The organism is Pseudomonas sp. HP_14, from assembly GCF_055283875.1.
This window is the reverse complement of the sequence record NZ_JBTOQI010000043.1, coordinates 140375-159766: the sequence shown is the minus strand read 5'-3', so window position 1 is coordinate 159766 and position 19392 is coordinate 140375. Positions and strand designations below refer to the sequence as shown.

General features: G+C 57.4%; 18 protein-coding genes. 2 read left to right on the top strand and 16 right to left on the bottom strand.

All coding sequences use genetic code 11. The features are described 5' to 3' along the window. Nucleotides 1–112: 112 nt before the first annotated feature. From ACYASS_RS22530 to ACYASS_RS22510, 5 genes are all read right to left on the bottom strand, one after another. Nucleotides 113–928: an OmpA family protein gene (locus tag ACYASS_RS22530; protein ID WP_463587742.1), complete on the bottom strand. Its 816-nt coding sequence runs from the start codon at nt 926–928 to the stop codon at nt 113–115. Further along, the gene (locus ACYASS_RS22525) at nt 925–1251 is read right to left on the bottom strand and encodes a DUF4398 domain-containing protein (RefSeq protein ID WP_243248535.1); all 327 of its coding nucleotides are present in this window, start codon (nt 1249–1251) and stop codon (nt 925–927) included. Before ACYASS_RS22525 ends, ACYASS_RS22530 begins: the two co-directional genes overlap by 4 nt. A gap of 74 nt (nt 1252–1325) precedes the next feature. Beyond that, nucleotides 1326–2150, bottom strand: coding sequence for a substrate-binding periplasmic protein (locus tag ACYASS_RS22520; RefSeq protein ID WP_463587741.1), 825 nt, complete (start codon nt 2148–2150; stop codon nt 1326–1328). Nucleotides 2151–2334: 184 nt separating this feature from the next. Next, the gene (locus tag ACYASS_RS22515; protein ID WP_243248496.1) at nt 2335–3264 is read right to left on the bottom strand and encodes an electron transfer flavoprotein subunit alpha/FixB family protein; all 930 of its coding nucleotides are present in this window, start codon (nt 3262–3264) and stop codon (nt 2335–2337) included. A 2-nt stretch (nt 3265–3266) separates the two neighbouring features. After that, the gene (locus tag ACYASS_RS22510) at nt 3267–4016 is read right to left on the bottom strand and encodes an electron transfer flavoprotein subunit beta/FixA family protein (RefSeq protein ID WP_243248497.1); all 750 of its coding nucleotides are present in this window, start codon (nt 4014–4016) and stop codon (nt 3267–3269) included. Between the two features lie 539 nt (nt 4017–4555). Between ACYASS_RS22510 and ACYASS_RS22505 the strand changes: the two genes are divergently transcribed. Next, the gene (locus ACYASS_RS22505; RefSeq protein ID WP_463587740.1) at nt 4556–6211 is read left to right on the top strand and encodes an electron transfer flavoprotein-ubiquinone oxidoreductase; all 1656 of its coding nucleotides are present in this window, start codon (nt 4556–4558) and stop codon (nt 6209–6211) included. 72 nt (nt 6212–6283) lie between these two features. Here the strand turns inward: ACYASS_RS22505 and ACYASS_RS22500 are convergent, their stop codons facing one another. Beyond that, nucleotides 6284–7189: an AraC family transcriptional regulator gene (locus ACYASS_RS22500; protein ID WP_463587739.1), complete on the bottom strand. Its 906-nt coding sequence runs from the start codon at nt 7187–7189 to the stop codon at nt 6284–6286. Nucleotides 7190–7366: 177 nt separating this feature from the next. On the opposite strand from ACYASS_RS22500, the gene ACYASS_RS22495 reads away from it, so the two are divergent. Beyond that, entirely contained in the window at nt 7367–8419 is a 1053-nt protein-coding gene (locus tag ACYASS_RS22495; RefSeq protein ID WP_463587738.1) for an NAD(P)-dependent alcohol dehydrogenase, read from the top strand. 113 nt (nt 8420–8532) lie between these two features. Here ACYASS_RS22495 and ACYASS_RS22490 read toward each other — a convergent pair whose 3' ends face one another. From ACYASS_RS22490 to leuC, 10 genes are all read right to left on the bottom strand, one after another. Further along, a complete protein-coding gene (locus ACYASS_RS22490) occupies nt 8533–9342 on the bottom strand; it encodes an IclR family transcriptional regulator (RefSeq protein ID WP_463587737.1) in 810 nt (269 codons plus the stop codon). Between the two features lie 77 nt (nt 9343–9419). Then, nucleotides 9420–10730, bottom strand: coding sequence for an MFS transporter (locus tag ACYASS_RS22485; protein WP_243248502.1), 1311 nt, complete (start codon nt 10728–10730; stop codon nt 9420–9422). Nucleotides 10731–10881: 151 nt separating this feature from the next. After that, nucleotides 10882–12030 carry a galactonate dehydratase gene (gene dgoD, locus ACYASS_RS22480; RefSeq protein WP_027900875.1) on the bottom strand — a complete coding sequence of 383 codons (1149 nt, stop codon included), beginning with the start codon at nt 12028–12030 and terminating at the stop codon, nt 10882–10884. Between the two features lie 48 nt (nt 12031–12078). Then, entirely contained in the window at nt 12079–12708 is a 630-nt protein-coding gene (locus ACYASS_RS22475) for a 2-dehydro-3-deoxy-6-phosphogalactonate aldolase (RefSeq protein ID WP_243248503.1), read from the bottom strand. Between the two features lies 1 nt (nt 12709). Continuing rightward, the gene (locus ACYASS_RS22470; RefSeq protein ID WP_463587736.1) at nt 12710–13702 is read right to left on the bottom strand and encodes a 2-dehydro-3-deoxygalactonokinase; all 993 of its coding nucleotides are present in this window, start codon (nt 13700–13702) and stop codon (nt 12710–12712) included. A 296-nt stretch (nt 13703–13998) separates the two neighbouring features. Further along, nucleotides 13999–15111, bottom strand: coding sequence for an aspartate-semialdehyde dehydrogenase (gene asd, locus ACYASS_RS22465; RefSeq protein WP_463587735.1), 1113 nt, complete (start codon nt 15109–15111; stop codon nt 13999–14001). A gap of 68 nt (nt 15112–15179) precedes the next feature. After that, nucleotides 15180–16262 carry a 3-isopropylmalate dehydrogenase gene (gene leuB, locus ACYASS_RS22460; protein WP_122666519.1) on the bottom strand — a complete coding sequence of 361 codons (1083 nt, stop codon included), beginning with the start codon at nt 16260–16262 and terminating at the stop codon, nt 15180–15182. A gap of 66 nt (nt 16263–16328) precedes the next feature. Then, nucleotides 16329–17093, bottom strand: a complete 765-nt coding sequence (locus tag ACYASS_RS22455) for a class I SAM-dependent methyltransferase (protein WP_463587734.1) — start codon at nt 17091–17093, stop codon at nt 16329–16331. 113 nt (nt 17094–17206) lie between these two features. After that, nucleotides 17207–17848, bottom strand: coding sequence for a 3-isopropylmalate dehydratase small subunit (leuD, locus tag ACYASS_RS22450; RefSeq protein ID WP_463587733.1), 642 nt, complete (start codon nt 17846–17848; stop codon nt 17207–17209). 10 nt (nt 17849–17858) lie between these two features. Continuing rightward, nucleotides 17859–19283, bottom strand: coding sequence for a 3-isopropylmalate dehydratase large subunit (gene leuC / locus ACYASS_RS22445; RefSeq protein WP_463587732.1), 1425 nt, complete (start codon nt 19281–19283; stop codon nt 17859–17861). Nucleotides 19284–19392: the final 109 nt, after the last annotated feature.

The window sequence follows — 19392 nt, the reverse complement described above, 5'->3', positions numbered from 1 at the left end:
CCTGCGTTGAGTTGTTTAAATAATTAATCAGGCAAAAACGCCAACCAACCGGCTTTTTTGGCCAAAAAAAAATCGACACCTGAAAACAGGCGTCGATTTTTTCAAACTTTTTTTAACGATTAGGGCCGAGATGCCCTTTTGAATCAGAAAAAACGATCTCAACCCGACGGTTTTTCGCGCGCCCACGCTCCGACGCGTTGGCCTCTACCGGATATTCATCACCGTAGCCCTGAACGTGGATACGTTTTTCATCAACACCCAGGTCCGTCAGCACGTCAGCCACCGATTGCGCCCGCTCTTGGGACAAACGCAGGTTTTCCTGCTTGTCGCCGGTGTTATCGGTGTAGCCTTCGATACGAACGATACGCTTTGGATTGAGCTGCAGAAATTGCACGACTTTGAGCACAGTCCGGTTAGCCGAGCTTTTCAGTTCAGCATGACCGGTATCGAACAACACATCGCCCAACGTCATGACCAATCCACGCTCGGTCTGCGTAGTGGCAAGGCTAACAATCTGGTCTTCCAGCCACTGACCGTGTTGCTGAGCGCTGGCCAGCTTCGCCTCCCGCAATGCCAGCTGCAAACGCTGACGCTCCATCTCCAGCTTTTCCAGGCGCTCGCTATTGAGCAAAAAATTGCTGTGCTCGCGAGCGATCTCACTGTAGCGACTGCTGAGGTAGGCGTAATGCGCCACATCACTGCCACTGCCCAGATAGCTCGACAACCGCTCTGCCTTGCCCAGCAACTCACCTGCCCGGACTACATCCTTGGGAGCGCTGCGTAGAACATCGCCGTCTTCTTTAACTTTCTGGAAGTCGGCACTGGCCTGCTGCAAAGCCTGCTCGCCGCCCTGGTGACCTGCGCACCCATAAAGTCCGGCAGAGCCCAACAGCAGGCAGACGCTTAATACACGAGGAATACGCTTCACTGGCCTTCCCCCAACTGCTTGCGCAGACGATTGAGGCGAGTATTCAGTTGAGTCACTTGCTCCTGACTCTTTTCAGTCAGAACCCGGGCCTCCGCCAGACGCGCATCCAGCTCAGCCTGTTCGGCCTGCATGCGCGCAGCCTTATACGACTGGTTGGTCATATCGGATCGGGCCTGAGCCAGTTTCGATTCTGCCGACTGCATGGCTGGCTCATCGTCGACCGCACCTACAGCCTTGGCCTGAGTAACGGCTTTTTCAGTCAGCTTCATTTGTTCAATCGGGGCCGGATCATTGGCACAGCCAGCCAATGCAGCGAGCGCCATAGCGGCAAATAAGGCGCGTTTTTTTACAAACACAGTCGCATAACCAATTACAGAAGAAATCACAAAAAACATTCCTACTTGTTTGAGGCGCTGGCCGGTTGCAGTAGTTGAGCCTTCCAGGTTTCCAGATTGCGTTTAACTGCTTCGCCCGACAGACCAGAGGCGGCCGATTCTGTCATCTTTTTGGCCAGTTGTCCGCGAAGCCAGGGATCATTGCAGGCCGAGTTGAACGACAGCGCGAGATACAGGCCCGGCCGGTCCACAGGCTCCGGGCGCGCGAGCAGATCCTTGGCAAGCCCCAGCGTCTGCACCATCGCCATGCCCGGATAACGACTGGCAAGCACGTAGTCTACCTGGCCCAGCATCAACTTCTGGAAGGCCTCTGTGAGATTGGGAAGACGCTCAAGCGTAAGGTGCGCCTTGGCAGCCGCCTCGAACGCTTGCGTGAGGCGAATTCTTTCGGAAGCAGCGCCAGTGTGACCTTGAAGATCAGCCAGTGTGCTGAGCGGCAATATTTGATCGTGACGGGTCCAGACCATGATCTCATTCTGGATCAGAGGCGGATGGATGTAGTCCAGCGCCTCCAGCTCAGTCTGATTCAAGGGCGCATCCACCAGCATGTCCATGCGACCGCTACGCACCTCATCAAGCGCCTGGCTTCGTTTACCGGCATATAACACTTCGACTTTGATGCCCAACTCCTGCGCCGCCTGCTTGAACAGGTCAGCACTGGCACCCATCAAGTGTTTCGGATCCTGAGGGTCACGCCATAGATAAGGCGGCGCATCCGGGCTGCCGGTAACGATCAAACGTTCGCACTTGCCTGCTGCAAACGCCTGAACCGGCAGGCCGAGCAAGCTGATTGCGAGCGCTGAAAGCAGCGTTGTTGGCCGAGCCATGGAGAGTCCTTTATGCATCAGTTTTTTTGCGCCAAGGTTTTTTGCCCATCGCTTTATTTTGCCTATAGAAGACAGCCAATAAAAAACCCGCTCGCCCGGATCACGTGAACTTGCACGCGGTGCAATGCTCACAGGCCGAAACGAACGGGCTTCTATAGAAGCAGTTATAAGGCAGGCGTCTGGATTAAACCAGCTTCTCCAGCTCAGGGATTGCTTCGAACAAGTCGGCGACCAGACCGTAATCGGCTACCTGGAAGATAGGAGCCTCTTCGTCCTTGTTGATCGCGACGATCACTTTGGAGTCTTTCATACCCGCCAGATGCTGGATCGCGCCGGAAATACCCACCGCGATGTACAACTGAGGAGCAACGATCTTGCCGGTCTGACCGACCTGCATGTCGTTCGGCACAAAGCCTGCGTCCACTGCGGCACGGGAGGCGCCAACAGCGGCACCCAGCTTGTCCGCCAGCGCGTATAAGTGCTTGAAGTTGTCGCCATTCTGCATGCCACGACCGCCAGAAACGACGATCTTGGCAGCTGTCAGCTCTGGACGATCAGACTTGGCCAGTTCTTCGCCAACGAAGCTGGACTTGCCTGCATCATGAGCAGCGGAAACTGCTTCAACCGCGGCAGAACCACCCTCAGCAGCAACCGGATCGAAACCGGTGGCACGGACGGTGATCACTTTGACCGAAGCCGACGACTGCACGGTAGCGATAGCGTTACCGGCGTAGATCGGACGTTTGAAGGTGTCAGCCGATTCCACTGAGATGATCTCGGAAATCTGGTCAACGTCCAGCAGGGCAGCAACGCGTGGCAGGATGTTTTTGCCGTTGGAAGTAGCAGCAGCCAGAATGTGGCTGTAACCACCGGCCAGTTCAACAACCAGTGGAGCGATGTTTTCCGGCAACTGATGGGCGTAGGCGGCGTTATCGGCTACCAGCACTTTAGCCACACCCGCTACTTTGCCAGCAGCGTCGGCAACAGCAGAAGCGCCTGCACCGGCAACCAGTACGTGAATGTCGCCACCGATTTTGGCAGCTGCAGCGACAGTGTTAAGAGTGGCCGGAGCCAATGCAGCGTTGTCGTGTTCAGCGATTACCAGGATAGTCATGGTCAGATCACCTTCGCTTCGTTTTTCAGTTTCTCGACCAATTCAGCGACCGACTTGACCTTGATGCCCGCGCTACGTGCAGCAGGTGCTTCAACCCTGATGGTCTTGGTAGTCGATGCGGTGGAAACACCCAAAGCGTCAGGCGTCAGCACTTCCAGCGGCTTCTTCTTGGCTTTCATGATGTTTGGCAGCGAGGCGTAGCGTGGCTCGTTCAGACGCAGGTCAGTGGTGACCACCGCTGGCAGGCTCAACGAAACGGTTTGCAGACCACCGTCGATCTCACGGGTCACAGCAACCTTGTCACCGCTCACTTCGACTTTCGAAGCAAAGGTACCCTGAGCGAAACCGCTCAGAGCTGCGAGCATCTGGCCAGTCTGGTTGTTGTCGCTGTCGATCGCCTGCTTGCCGAGGATAACCAGCTGTGGCTGCTCCTTGGCAACGACGGCATTGAGCAACTTGGCAACAGCCAGGGAGTTCAACTCATCAGCGGACTCAACGAGGATGGCACGATCGGCCCCCAGAGCCAACGCGGTACGCAGTTGCTCCTGAGCGTTGGTCGGGCCAATGGAAACCACCACGATTTCGGTCGCAACGCCCTTCTCTTTCAGGCGTACGGCTTCTTCCACAGCGATTTCGCAGAAGGGGTTCATCGACATTTTGACGTTAGCGAGATCGACGCCGGAGTTGTCCGCCTTGACGCGAACCTTGACGTTATAGTCGACCACTCGTTTGACAGCTACAAGAACCTTCATGGATTCCTCGTTTCTCTCCGGTGAAAAGAAGTCGCCCGGCTAGCGGCTAGCCAAGCGATTGATATACGTCATCAGTGCAGCAATACCACCTCTGGAAACAGCCGTATTCGTACAGAACGAACGGTGAACTCAATAAACAAGCCACCAAAAACAGGGATAAACGCCAGATGCCGTACATCTGACGCAAACGGGCGTGTAAACTTCGCACCCGCATATTTGCGACCTGGATTTGCCTGTAGCGCGCTCGTGACGCCTCAGAGGTGCAGTTTAGGCGATGTCCAGCCTACGGCGAGCGCAAAACCGTCCGTATCTTGACCGCAACCCGTTATGCGGTCAATACGACAAAACCGCCAGTCATGAGCCGCGCATCTATGTTTTATATGGCCTGCGGCCATTTCAAACAAACGTTTGTATTGGCCCTGTCAGGTGGTGTAGATATAATGCGCCGCATTTGAACGTGCGCGGATCGCTGATGCCCGACACGTAGCCTGTACGCTTCATATAAAAAAATACTGTGAGCCTTGAGTAGGAGATAGCCTGTGGAACGCGAATTTATGGAATTCGACGTCGTCATCGTCGGTGCCGGCCCCGCCGGGCTTTCTGCCGCGTGCCGTCTGAAGCAAAAGGCCGCTGAAGCCGGTCAGGAAATCAGCGTCTGCGTGGTGGAAAAAGGCTCCGAAGTTGGCGCACACATCCTCTCGGGCGCAGTGTTCGAACCTCGCGCCCTGAACGAGCTGTTCCCGGACTGGAAAGACCTCGGCGCACCGCTGAACACTCCGGTCAAGCGCGATGACATCTATGTTCTGCGCAGCGCTGAAAAATCAGTAAAAGTCCCTGACCTGTTCGTGCCCAAGACCATGCACAACGAGGGCAACTACATTATCTCGCTGGGCAACCTGTGCCGCTGGCTTGCTCAGCAGGCCGAGAACCTCGGCGTCGAAATCTACCCGGGCTTCGCCGCTCAGGAAGCCCTGATCGACGAAAACGGCGTAGTACGCGGCATTATTACCGGCGACCTGGGTGTCGACCGTGAGGGCCAGCCAAAAGACGGGCTGTATACGCCCGGTATGGAGTTGCGTGGCAAGTACACGCTGTTCGCCGAAGGCTGCCGCGGCCACATTGGCAAGCAACTGATCAAACGTTTCAACCTTGATACCGAAGCTGACGCACAGCACTACGGCATCGGCCTGAAGGAAATCTGGGAAGTCGACCCGGCTAAACACGAACAAGGTCTGGTGGTACATACCGCTGGCTGGCCGCTGGACGACGACAACATGGGCGGCTCCTTCCTTTATCACCTGGAAAACAACCAGGTGGTCGTTGGCCTCATCGTCGACCTGTCTTACAGCAACCCTTATCTGTCGCCGTTCGACGAATTCCAGCGCTATAAACATCACCCGGTCATCGCCCAGTACCTGGAAGGCGGCAAACGCATCAGCTATGGCGCGCGGGCGATCTGCAAGGGCGGCCTGAATTCGCTGCCAAAAATGGTCTTCCCGGGTGGCGCACTGATCGGCTGCGATCTGGGCACGCTTAACTTCGCCAAGATCAAAGGCAGCCATACCGCCATGAAGTCCGGCATGCTGGCGGCTGAATCGGTGGCAGAAGCGTTGCTGGCAGGCAAGGAAGGCGGCGATGAACTGAACGCTTACGTCACCGCATTCAAAAACAGCTGGTTGCATGAAGAGCTGTTCGCCAGCCGTAACTTCGGTCCGGCACTGCACAAGTTCGGTGCGATCATCGGCGGCGCGTTTAACTTTGTTGATCAGAACATCTTTGGCGGCAAGCTGCCGTTTACCCTGCACGACACCAAGCCGGATTACGCCTGCCTGAAGCTGGCCGCGGACTCGACGAAGATTGACTACCCGAAACCCGACGGCAAGCTCAGTTTCGACAAGCTCAGCTCGGTGTTCATCTCCGGTACCAACCACGAAGAAGAACAGCCTTGCCACCTGAAGCTGACTGACCCGAGCATCCCGATCAGCACCAACCTGCCCTTGTACGACGAACCGGCCCAGCGTTACTGCCCGGCAGGCGTTTATGAAGTGGTCACGCAGGAAGACGGCGAGAAGCGCTTCCAGATCAACGCCCAGAACTGCGTGCACTGCAAGACCTGCGACATCAAGGATCCTTCGCAGAACATCACCTGGGTGACACCAGAAGGCAGCGGCGGGCCGACGTATCCGAATATGTAAAAGAACAGCGGCAAGTTCTTAGCTGCAAGCTGCAAGAGAAAAGCCCCTTACGGGGCTTTTTTTATTCACACATCAGGCAGGGATTCGCAGGTGAACGCTCTCTTCGCCCGGGTTTCGATCAAAGTAGCGTTTGTACTCACGACTGAATTGCGACGTGCTTTGATAGCCGACGCAATGCGCAACCTGCGCCACGCCCATTCCTTCGGCAATCAACATTTGCTGGGCCTTGAGCAGGCGCAGCCGTTTGAGATACTGGACCGGCGATAACAATGTGCTGCGTTTGAAATGCTCGTGAAACGTCGAAGCACTCATGTTCGCCTGCCGTGCCAGGGTTTCGACATTCAGCGGCTCGGCGTAATGACTGTGCAGATAAGCCAGTGAAGCGGCGATTCGGGAAAAATGACTCTGCTGCGCGACCAGCGCACGCAAGACACCGGCCTGTGGGCCACGTAACGCAGCGTAAAGCACCTCGCGCAAGCGTGACGGGCCCATCACCTGACAATCCAGCGGATCATGCAGGCAGCGCAACAAGCGCTCGACACTTTCACGCATCGGCGCATCCAGCACAGCAGACGTCATTGATTCAGGTGTCTGCGCTTCGACGACCTGATCAGGCATCGGCCCCATGGCCTGCACCAACTCGCCCAACATCACACGATCAATCGCTACCGACACCCCAAACAAGGGCGCCTGAGGCGTGGCGAACGTTTCACACATGAACGGCACCGAAAGCGCCTGAACCAGATAATGCCCGGCACCGTAATCCAGGGTACGCGACCCCAGACTGGCCAGCTTACCGCCCTGAGCAATGATCATCAGGCTCGGCTCGTAAATCTGCGGGCTGCTTGCCACATAGGTAGAGAGCGACACCACGTTGACTTCAGGCAGCAGCGTCGGCACAAAGCCCGGGCGTGTCGCCAAAGGCTTGATCAGCGAAACGAGAGTGGCATTGGCATCGGAATGATGAGGCAACGACATGAGGCACCGAGCAGAGGATTAGACACTTGCATCATCGCAGATATGCGCCGTATAGGCATCTTGAGCCACCAATATCCGTAGGAATAGGCATGACTCACGGAGGAATGTTCATGGTCCTGAAAAAGCCGTTCCCGGACAATTAACAGTTCAATTTGTCATCACCTTGCGAGGTTCATCATGTACACAGCTATCGGTTATGCCGCTCAATCATCGACCGCGCCCCTCGCCCCCATGTCCTTCGAACGCCGCAGCCCGCGCCCGGATGACGTGGCCATTGAAATCATGTTCTGCGGCGTTTGCCACTCAGATATCCACCAGGCCCGCGACGAGTGGGGCTTCGCTGCTTACCCACTGATGCCCGGCCACGAAATCGTCGGCAAAGTGACCGCCGTCGGTGCTGATGTCGCTAAATACAAAGTCGGCGATCTGGTCGGCGTCGGCTGCATGGTTGACTCGTGCCGCAGCTGCGATGCCTGTAAAGCGGACCTGGAAAACTACTGCCAGAACGGCATGACACCGACTTACGCCGGCAAAGACCGCATTGACGGCAGCCTGACGATGGGCGGCTATTCAGACAGCATCGTGGTCAGCGAGCGCTTTGTCGTGAGCATCCCGGAGAAACTGAACCTGGCAAGCGCCGCACCGATTCTGTGTGCCGGTATCACCACCTACTCGCCGCTCAAGCACTATGGCGTCAAAGCGGGCGACAAGGTCGGCGTATTGGGCATGGGCGGCCTGGGCCACATGGGCATCAAGTTCGCCAAGGCGATGGGTGCTGAAGTCACCCTGTTTACCCGCTCCGCCAGCAAGGCAGAAGAAGGTCGACGTCAAGGCGCTGATCACGTGGTCATTTCCACCGACGAAGCACAGATGCAAGCCGTTGCCGGGACGTTCAACTTCCTGCTGGACACCATTCCGGTGCAACACGATCTCAATCCCTACCTGCAGACCCTGCGTTTCGACGGTGTGCACATTCTGGTTGGGCTGATCGAGCCTGTAGATCCGCCGGTTAACGCGGTCAATCTGGTCATGTCCCGCAAAGTATTGGCGGGCTCGATGATCGGTGGCATGGCTGAAACTCAGGAAGTGCTGGATTTCTGCGCCGAACACGACATCACCTGTGATATCGAAATGCTCGACATCCGTAATATCAATGAAGCATTTGAGCGCGTCGTAAAAGGCGATGTGAAATATCGCTTTGTGATCGATATGGCGACGTTGAAGGCGTAACAACCGCAGAAATACGGTAGGAATGAGCTTGCTCGCGATAGCGTCAGACCAGTCAGTTAATTATCGACTGTCATATCGCATCGCGAGCAAGCTCACTCCTACAGAGACTGTGTTCAACCTCCTAACTCAGCCGACAACCTGGCCGCCGTTTGCTTGATCAACGGCACCAGCTCGGCCATTTTCTCCAGCGGCATGTAAGGCACGGTACTGGCGATGCTGATACCGGCAACAATGTGCTTGCCCGCATCACGAATCGGCGCTGCCACGCAGCGAATCGAAGGTTCGTTGTCCTCCAGATCGAAAGCGTAACCGCCCTCGACATACTCATGCATGCGCTGCCGAACCTGCTCCCAGGATTGCTCCTGATGGGCCGGCCATAAAGGATTCGGCGCCATCTGCGGCAGACTGACCTGATACAGACGCTGCCATTCACTTTCAGGACTGTCCAGCAACAATGCCTTGCCAATCCCGGTGCGCGCCAAGGGCATGCGATGCCCGACCCGCGAACGCATCTCCGGACCATTACGGCCTGGGTTCTTGTGCAGGTAAAGCACTTCGTCGCCATCGCGAATAGCTAGATGGACGGTGTCGCCAGTCAACTGTGAAAGCTCATCCAGATACGGCCGGGCGAGCATGGCCAGAGGCACCTCTTCACGCGCCTGGAAACCCAGCTCGATCAACTTCGGCCCCAATAGATAACCAACCTGCGGTAAAACCCGCAGATAGCGCTCCTCTACCAGACAGCTCACCAACCGGTGGGTCGTGCTGCGTGTGGTTCCAATGCGCCGGGCGATTTCCTTGAGATCCCGAGCACCGCTAGCGACGGCCTGGACCACGCCCAGCCCACGCAGCAGCGTTTGTGTGCCGGTCGGTGCAGAATCCTTGGAGGTGCTGCTTGCTGTGTCGTCGAACGCTTGCGACATATCAGACCTGATCCCATCAAAAAGCTGGCGGCATTATCGCCGCCAGCCTGTATCTGTGCCAACCGCGATGCCGACGGTTAAAGCTCGATACGCTCGACCTTGCCCACCAACAGGATGTAGGACAGCGCGCCAATCAGCGCCAACACTGCAATGTAGGTGATGGCAGGCGCAAAAGAATCCCCGGAGACCAGGAAGCCAATCACGATCGGCGTGGCAATGGCCGACAGATTGCCGATGAAGTTGAAGGTCCCGCCGGTCAAGCCCAGCAGACGCGCCGGAGCCAGGGTCGAGACCAGCGACCAGGTGATTGAAGCCAGACCGTTACCGAAGAACGCCAGCGCCAGGAACGCGATGACCAATGGCGTCGAGTCAACGAAGTTGGCGCCAATGATCGAGGTAGAAATCAGCAGACCGGCAATGATCGGTAATTTGCGCGCAAAGCCAACGGTGTAACCACGACGGATCAACCAGTCGGAGAAGAATCCCGAACACAGCACACCGACGAATGCCGCGAGGAACGGCAGCGACGCTAGCAGGCCAGACTTGATGAAATCCATGCCGCGATATTTCACCAGGTAGGTCGGGAACCAGGTCAGGAAGAACCACAGCGTCGAGTTCAGGCAGAACTGGCCCAGATAGATTCCCCAAAGCTTGCGCTTGGTGAGCACGATGCCCAGATCCGCCCAACTGAACGGACGCTTTTCTTTGGCCGTGTCAGCCTGGATATCCACCAGTCCGCCACCTTCACGGATCAGTTGAATCTCCGCGTCGTTCACGCCTTTGAAATCACGAGGCTCGCGGTACACCATGTACCAGATCACCGCCCAGAGCACGCCCACTGCACCCGTGCTGACGAACACCATGTGCCAGCCGTAGTGCGCTTGCAGCCAGGCCAGCACTGGGGTCAGAAATGCCAGACCGACGAACTGTCCTGAGGTGTAAAAACCAATGGCCGTAGCCCGCTCACGCTCGGGGAACCAGGTTGTGACAACGCGGCTGTTGATGGGATACGCCGGGGCTTCCAGCGCACCCACTGCCATACGCAATACGAACAGCGCGATGAAGCTGGCAGCAAAGCCGAGCATGATGGTCGCGATGGACCATAGCGCCAGCGCGGCGGTGTACAGGATCCGCGGCGGCACACGGTCAACCAGCCAGCCACCGGGCAATTGCATGGCGGCGTAAGTCCAGCCGAATGCCGAGAAAATCAACCCGACATGCACCGGGTCGATACCCAGCTCGCTGGTCAAGGCTGGCGCAGCGATGGACAGGTTGCTGCGGTCCAGATAGTTGATCACGACCGTGATGAACAGCAGGACCATGATGAAATAACGCTTGCGGGTAGGCGTGACTAATGACGCCGCCCCTTCGAGAGTACGGGTTTGCATGTGAGGTGCCTCTTTTTGTCTTTATTGAGGTCGCTATGAACTGGGTGAACGCCTGTAGGAGCTGCCGAAGGCTGCGAATCGCGGTGATTCAGGCAGATCGCTTTTGCGGCCTTCGGCAGCTCCTACAAGGGTCAGGCGTCAGCCTGAGAAATCACCACTCCGCAAAACTGCCGTCGGCATGGCGCCAGATCGGGTTGCGCCAGCGATGACCGATAGCCGCCCTCTCCTTGACGTACTCCTCGTTGATCTCGATACCCAGGCCCGGCCCGTTGGGGATTTTGACCATGCCTTTGTCGTAGTCGAATACTTCAGGGTTCTTGATGTAATCGAGCAGGTCATTGCTCTCGTTGTAGTGAATACCCAGGCTCTGCTCCTGAATGAATGCGTTGTAGCAGACCGCATCCAGTTGCAGGCACGCAGCAAGGGCAATCGGCCCCAGCGGGCAATGCAGTGCGAGGGCGACGTCGTAGGCTTCAGCCATGTTGGCGATCTTGCGGGTCTCGGTGATACCACCGGCATGGGAAGCATCAGGCTGAATAATGTCGACGTAGCCTTCGCTCAGCACGCGCTTGAAATCCCAGCGCGAGAACAGTCGCTCACCCAGCGCGATCGGCGTGCTGGTCAGCGGCGCCAGTTCTTTCAACGCTTCGTAGTTCTCGCTGAGTACCGGCTCTTCGATGAACATCAGCTTGTACGGATCCAGCTCTTTCATCAAAACCTTGGCCATGGGCTTGTGCACCCGGCCATGGAAATCGACGCCAATCCCGACATTAGGCCCGACCGCATCACGCACCGCTGCGACATTGGCCAGCGCGAGGTCGACCTTGTCGAAGGTATCGAGAAATTGCAGCTCTTCGGTGCCGTTCATCTTCACTGCGGTGAAGCCGCGCTCAACTGCTTCTTTAGCCGCACGCGCCGTGTCCGCCGGGCGGTCACCGCCGATCCATGAATAAACACGGATCTTGTCGCGCACCTGGCCGCCGAGCAAATCGCTGACCGACACACCCAAGTGCTTGCCCTTGATATCCCACAACGCCTGATCAATACCGGCCAAAGCACTCATGTGCACCGCACCACCGCGATAAAAGCCGCCACGGTAAAGTACGGTCCAGATATCCTCGATGTTGCGCGGGTCTTTACCGATCAGGTAATCAGACAGCTCCTCAACAGCCGCTGCAACCGTGTGGGCGCGGCCCTCAACCACCGGTTCGCCCCAGCCAGTAATACCCTGGTCGGTTTCAACTTTGAGGAAACACCAGCGCGGCGGGACAATAAAAGTCGTGAGTTTGGTGATTTTCATGTGTGCGATTCTCTTATTTGAAGTGGCGCCTTTAGCGTTCTGGTTAACTCAGAAACGTTCGGTAAGCTGTTTCCAGGCTGCGACATAGGCATGAGCACGCTCGCCCACATCAGCCACGCTCATGCCGGGCTTGAACAAGCCCGACCCGAGGCCGAAACCTTTGACGCCTGCATCCAGAAACACCTTCATGTTGTCCGGCGTAATGCCACCCACCGGAACCAGCGCAGTCCCCATAGGTAAAACCGCCAGCCAGGCTTTCACGACCGCAGGGCTCATTTGCTCGGCTGGAAACAGCTTGAGCACATCCGCACCTTCAGCCAGCGCAGCGAAGGCTTCGTTGGGCGTGGCCACGCCAGGCGACAGGAACAACCCTGCTTCTTTGGCTGCGCGCAGCACCTTCGCATCACTGTGCGGCATAACAATGACCTGCCCGCCCGCTTCCTTGACCAGATTGACCTGTTCAGGGGTCATCACGGTGCCCGCTCCGATCAGGCAATCGGCAGGCAGGCTCTGACGTAACAGACGGATACTGTCGTAGGGCTGCGGCGAGTTGAGTGGCACTTCGATGACCCGGAAACCTGCCTGGTACAAGACATCACCGATGGCGGGAGCTTCGGCCGGGCGCAGGCCGCGCAGAATGGCGATCAAGCCGTTTTCGAGCAGTGCTTGCTTGAGCATGTCAGACCTCTAATGGATGAGAAGCGAGCAAGCCGGCTTTGAGCGCCACTTGCCAGAGACCGCGCTCAGTGGCCTGTTCTGCCACCGTCACGTGAAGAAAACCGCAGGCTTGCAACGCTCGCCCATAACGCAGACACAGCTGCTCGCCACCCAGAAGAATGACGGGAGGCAATTCGGAATGATCGGCACGCTGCAGAGTGGCGAGGGTTGCCAACTCATGACCGATCAGCAGACCGGACAAGTAGTCCGGCTGGGCATCAGCGCTGAGCTGGCCAGTTAGCCCAAGAGTGCGACAACTGAATATCGTCGACAGCGGTCCTGCGGCACCATCAGGTGACAACGCCACCGCCACGCCAAGATCGAACGCCGCCTGATCGAAAGCATCGCTGCGTTGCATGGTGCGCCCGAGAATCGTGTGGGTGCTTAGCGCGGCGAACACTTCGCCGGTCATGAAGGTATCGAAGTGCAGGATGCAACCGTCGGCAGCCTGCACCCATTTGGAGTGGCTGCCGGGCAAACCGATCAACAGAGGTTTGAGGGTTTCGGTCGCGGATAAACCGGCGAGTACACCCAGCACCTGGGTTTCTTCCCCTCGCATGACGTTGGGCAGCACCGAACGCTGAAGTACACCCGGGATGATGTGGACATCGACGCCACGCAGGCTGCGTACGGTTTGCAAAGCGGAGCTGAGGCCGGAAACGCTGGCCGGGGTTTCCCGGTAGACCGCTTCCCGCCAGCCTTGGGCGCTACCGACCATGCCACAGGCAATGACCGGCAGATCAGGCTCGGCGTCTAGCCAGTCGCCGCACGCTTCGTCGAATGCCAGTTCAAAACCGTCGCTGCAAAGTTCGCCGGCGATCATGCGCGGCGTACCCGGTAGTTGCATGATGCCTGCGCTCAGCGAGCGCTGTTCCAGAACCCGGCCATGGTCGCCGAGTCGATAAGCACGAAGAGAGGTTGTCCCCCAATCGAGCGCGATCAAATGCGCTTGCATCGCTTCACCTATTATTTTTTGAGCAGTGAGTGCGAGGAGGACTATAAACCTTAACCGTGAAATATCTCAATATGTAAATTTGAATCCCATATGTTGGGATTTTTTGTGCCCCTGCAAAATTCTGTGGGAGCTGAGCTTGCTCGCGATAAGCCTGGACGAGCTCGAACTGCAAATGCGCGGTGTCCTTATCGCGAGCAAGCTCAGCTCCCACAAGGGAATGCATTCCAACCAAAATCTTCATCCATAAAAAAACCGCCCCGAAAGGCGGTTTTTTCATGTCAGCTACAACCAGACGATCAACGCTCCAGCAGGATCCGCAGCATGCGACGCAGCGGTTCGGCCGCGCCCCACAGCAATTGGTCGCCTACGGTGAAAGCGCCCAGGTACTGGGAACCCATGTTCAGTTTGCGTAGACGGCCCACCGGAATGCTCATGGCGCCAGTCACAGACGTCGGGCTCAGCTCCTGAATGCTCGCTTCACGATGGTTTGGCACCAGTTTCACCCAAGGGTTGTGCTGGCTGATCAAACCTTCGATGTCGGCAATTGGTACGTCTTTGTTGAGCTTGATGGTCAGTGCCTGGCTGTGGCAACGCATCGAACCGATGCGGACGCAGATACCGTCCACCGGGATCGGGCTCTTGAAGCGACCCAGAATCTTGTTGGTCTCTGCCTGGCCTTTCCACTCTTCACGGCTCTGCCCGTTAGGCAGTTCCTTGTCGATCCACGGGATCAGACTGCCCGCCAATGGCACACCGAAGTTTTCGGTCGGGTAGGCATCGCTGCGCATGGCTTCAGCGACCTTGCGATCGATATCCAGAATCGCGCTGGCCGGGTTGGCCAGATCATCAGCAACAGCCGCGTGAGTCGCGCCCATCTGCTTGATCAGCTCACGCATGTTCTGCGCGCCTGCCCCAGAGGCTGCCTGGTAGGTCATGGCATTCATCCATTCCACCAGACCAGCTTCGAAAAGACCGCCCAGACCCATCAGCATCAGGCTGACCGTGCAGTTGCCGCCGATGTAGTTTTTGGTACCTGCGTCGAGCTGCTGGTCGATGACCTTACGGTTCACCGGATCCAGAACGATGACCGCATCGTCCTGCATACGCAGGCTGGAAGCGGCATCGATCCAGTAACCTTGCCAACCGGCTTCGCGCAGCTTCGGGAACACCTCATTGGTGTAGTCGCCGCCCTGGCAGGTCAGAATCACGTCGAGGGTTTTCAGCTCGTCGATGCTATAGGCATCCTTGAGCGGAGCCACGTCCTTGCCCACGGAGGGGCCTTGGCCGCCCACGTTGGAGGTGGTGAAAAACACCGGCTCGATCAGATCAAAATCCTGCTCTTCCAGCATCCGCTGCATGAGCACGGAACCGACCATTCCACGCCAACCGATCAGACCTACACGTTTCATCGCAACTACACCTTTTACAAAAAGTGGGCCGCTGCATTCGAGTTCGAATTCGCAGCGGGCCGCAGATATTACAGATTGCGCAGCGCGGCGACTACTGCATCGCCCATTTCCTGCGTGCCGACCTTCGCATTGCCCGCCGACCAGATGTCACCGGTGCGCAAGCCTTGATCCAGAACCAGGCTGACGGCCTTTTCAATAGCATCGGCAGCGTCGGTCAGATTGAAGCTGTAACGCAGCATCATCGACACGGAAAGGATAGTCGCCAACGGGTTGGCAATGCCTTTTCCGGCGATGTCCGGCGCGGAGCCATGGCACGGCTCGTACATGCCTTTGTTATTGGCATCCAGCGAAGCCGACGGCAGCATGCCGATGGAGCCGGTGAGCATCGACGCTTCGTCGGACAGGATGTCGCCGAACAGGTTGTCGGTGACGATCACGTCGAATTGCTTCGGGGCACGCACCAGTTGCATGGCAGCGTTGTCGACGTACATGTGGCTCAGTTCGACGTCCGGGTAATCCTTGGCCACTTCCTCGACCACTTCGCGCCACAGCTGGCTGGAAGCCAGAACGTTAGCTTTATCTACCGAGCACAGCTTCTTGCCACGCACACGCGCCATGTCGAAACCGACGCGGGCGATACGACGAATTTCGCTTTCGCTGTACGGCAGCGTGTCGTAGGCCTGACGCTCACCGTTTTCCAGGGTCTGAGTGCCACGCGGCGCACCAAAGTAGATCCCGCCGGTCAGTTCGCGAACGATGAGGATGTCCAGACCGGCAACGATTTCAGGCTTGAGGCTTGAGGCATCAGCCAGTTGCGGATACAGGATGGCCGGACGCAGGTTGCCAAACAGGCCCAGTTGCGCACGGATTTTCAGCAGACCACGCTCTGGACGGATATCGCGCGCGATAGTGTCCCATTTAGGGCCACCCACAGCGCCGAGCAATACTGCGTCGGCAGCGCGGGCACGGTCCAGCGTTTCGTCGGCCAGTGGCACGCCATGTTTGTCGATGGCTGCGCCGCCGATCACGTCGTGGCTGAGTTCGAAGCCCAGTTGATACTTCTCGTTGGCCAGCTCAAGAACCTTGACCGCCTCGGTCATGATTTCCGGACCGATACCATCACCTGGGAGAATCAGAATCTGCTTGCTCATAACATCCTCAATTTTTTTGTATCGGCACTGTCGGTCAGCGCCTCTTCGTCTACTGAACGGAAAAAACTAGCGTTCGGCCCATAACACCAGCACATCGGTGCTGAACGAGCCGTCAGCGGTAATCTCGAAATACTCGCGCACTTCCGCGCCCATTGCTTGCTGCAACTCACGAATCGCTACCCGCATAGTTTGCGGAGTACGCATGCGTTCTACCCAGGAGTTGTACTCAAGGTGCAGACGCTGACGGCTGTGACTGCGGGTAAACAGGCCGGCCTCGCTGACCTGCCGCAGCCACTCGGCGGCCGAATAATCACGCACATGACTGGTGTCACGCAGCACTTCCACGCTTTGCAGGTAGGTATCCAGCAACGGACTGCCCGGCGACATAACGTCAATGAACGCTGCGACACCGCCCGGCTTCAATACCCGGCGCACTTCCCGCAATGCCACCCCCAGATCGCTCCAGTGGTGAGCCGAATAACGACTGAACACAAAGTCGAACTCGCCATCCTCAAACGGTAGGCGTTCAGCAGCGCCACAAACCGTGCTGACGTTGCTCAACCCGCGCTCTTGCGCTGCGGCACTCACCACATCGAGCATCTGCTGAGAGAGGTCGTACGCGACCACGTTGCCGACCGCCGACGCGACATTGAAGCTCACATGCCCCGCGCCACATCCTAGATCCAGCACCCGCGCATCGCTACGCCCCGCCACTTCGGCCTGTAGCAGAGCAAACTCAGTGCCCAGGGCGTGCACGGCACTGCTCAGATAGGCCGCAGCCTGTTCACCGAATTGACGCTGTACAACTTGAGTGTGGGCGGAGTTGGTCATGGGATTCTTCCTGACTACATAAAGCCTGTAGGAGCTGCCGCAGGCTGCGAAAGCGTCCTGTCTGGCAAATCGATTCGCAGCCTTCGGCAGCTCCTACATAGGGGGGCGTCATCTCAACCGCGGAACAACCACGGCTGGCTGGCTCGGTGCTTCGCTTCAAAGCTGGCAATGGCGTCACCATCCACCAGCGTCAGACCGATGTCATCCAGGCCTTCCAGCAGGCAATGCTTGCGGAACGCATCGACTTCAAAGCTGTATACCTTGCCGTCTGGACGAGTCACCGTCTGGGCCGCCAGGTCGATGGTCAGCTGGTAACCCTCGTTGGCTTCAACCTGCTTGAACAGTTCATCAACTTCAGCCTCGTCGAGGATGATCGGCAGCAAGCCGTTCTTGAAACTGTTGTTGAAGAAAATGTCGGCATAGCTGGGGGCGATGATCGCGCAGAAGCCGTATTCATCCAGCGCCCAAGGCGCATGCTCACGGCTAGAACCACAGCCGAAGTTTTCCCGGGCCAACAATACGCTGGCACCCTGATAACGCGCGTCGTTGAGGACGAAATCCGGATTCAGCGGACGCTTGGAGTTGTCTTGATATGGTTGCCCGACATCAAGGTAACGCCACTCGTCGAACAGGTTCGGGCCAAAGCCGGTGCGCTTGATCGACTTCAGAAACTGTTTGGGAATGATCTGGTCGGTGTCGACGTTGGCACGATCCAGAGGAGCCACAAGGCCGGTGTGCTGAGTAAAGGCTTTCATGCTGGGCTCCTTAGTGCTGAATCAGTTCGCGAACATCGATGAAACGACCGTTGACTGCCGCCGCTGCGGCCATCGCAGGACTGACCAGGTGAGTACGACCACCGGCCCCCTGACGCCCCTCGAAGTTACGGTTGGACGTGGATGCGCAATGCTCACCACTTTCCAGCCGGTCCGGGTTCATGGCCAGACACATCGAGCAACCTGGCTCGCGCCATTCAAAACCGGCTTCCAGGAAGATCTTGTCCAGACCTTCGCTTTCGGCTTGAGCTTTGACCAAGCCAGAGCCCGGCACAACAATCGCCTGCTTGATCGTGGAGGCAACCTTGCGGCCTTTGGCGATTTCAGCCGCGGCACGCAAATCTTCGATCCGCGAGTTGGTGCAAGAACCGATAAAAACCCGGTCCAGCTGAATGTCGGTAATCGCCTGATTGGCCTTGAGGCCCATGTATTTCAAGGCACGCTCGATCGAACCACGCTTGACCAGATCAGCTTCCTGAGCAGGATCGGGCACGTTCTGGTCGACGGCCAACACCATTTCCGGAGATGTACCCCAGCTGACTTGCGGCTTGATCTGCGCAGCGTCGAGTTTGACCACGGTGTCGAAGTGCGCATCAGGATCGGAGACCAGATCCTTCCAGGCCTCTACCGCGAGGTCCCACTGCTCGCCTTTCGGTGCGAAAGGACGACCCTTCACGTAGGCAACGGTCTTTTCATCAGTCGCTACCAGGCCGACGCGAGCACCCGCCTCGATGGACATGTTGCAGATGGTCATACGGCCTTCAACCGACAGATCACGAATCGCACTGCCTGCAAACTCCATGGCGTGACCATTGCCACCGGCCGTGCCGATCTTGCCGATAACCGCCAGAACGATGTCCTTGGCCGTCACGCCGAGAGGCAACTGGCCTTCAACAGAGACCAGCATGTTCTTCATTTTCTTGGCCACCAGGCACTGAGTGGCGAGCACATGCTCAACCTCTGAAGTGCCGATACCGTGGGCCAACGCGCCAAATGCACCATGAGTGGAGGTATGCGAGTCGCCACAGACAACCGTCATGCCCGGCAAGGTAGCGCCCTGCTCCGGGCTGATCACGTGGACGATGCCCTGACGCACGTCATTCATCTTGAATTCGGTGATGCCGTATTCGTCGCAGTTGTCATCAAGGGTTTGCACCTGAAGACGCGACACCTGATCGGCAATGGCTTCAATGCCACCCTTACGTTCCGGTGTAGTCGGTACGTTGTGGTCCGGAGTAGCGATGTTGGCGTCGATGCGCCATGGCTTGCGACCCGCCAGACGCAGACCTTCAAAGGCTTGCGGCGAGGTCACTTCGTGGATGATGTGGCGGTCGATGTAAATCAGCGACGAGCCATCATCGCGCTTTTTTACTTCATGCGAATCCCAGAGCTTGTCGTACAACGTTTTGCCGGCCATCGGATGGTTCCTCATCAGCGTATTTCTATCTTTCTATGCCCTGGGCAATCAACTGATGACCCTTTGGCTTGTGAGGCAATGCTATGGAATATGCTTAAATAACTCAAAT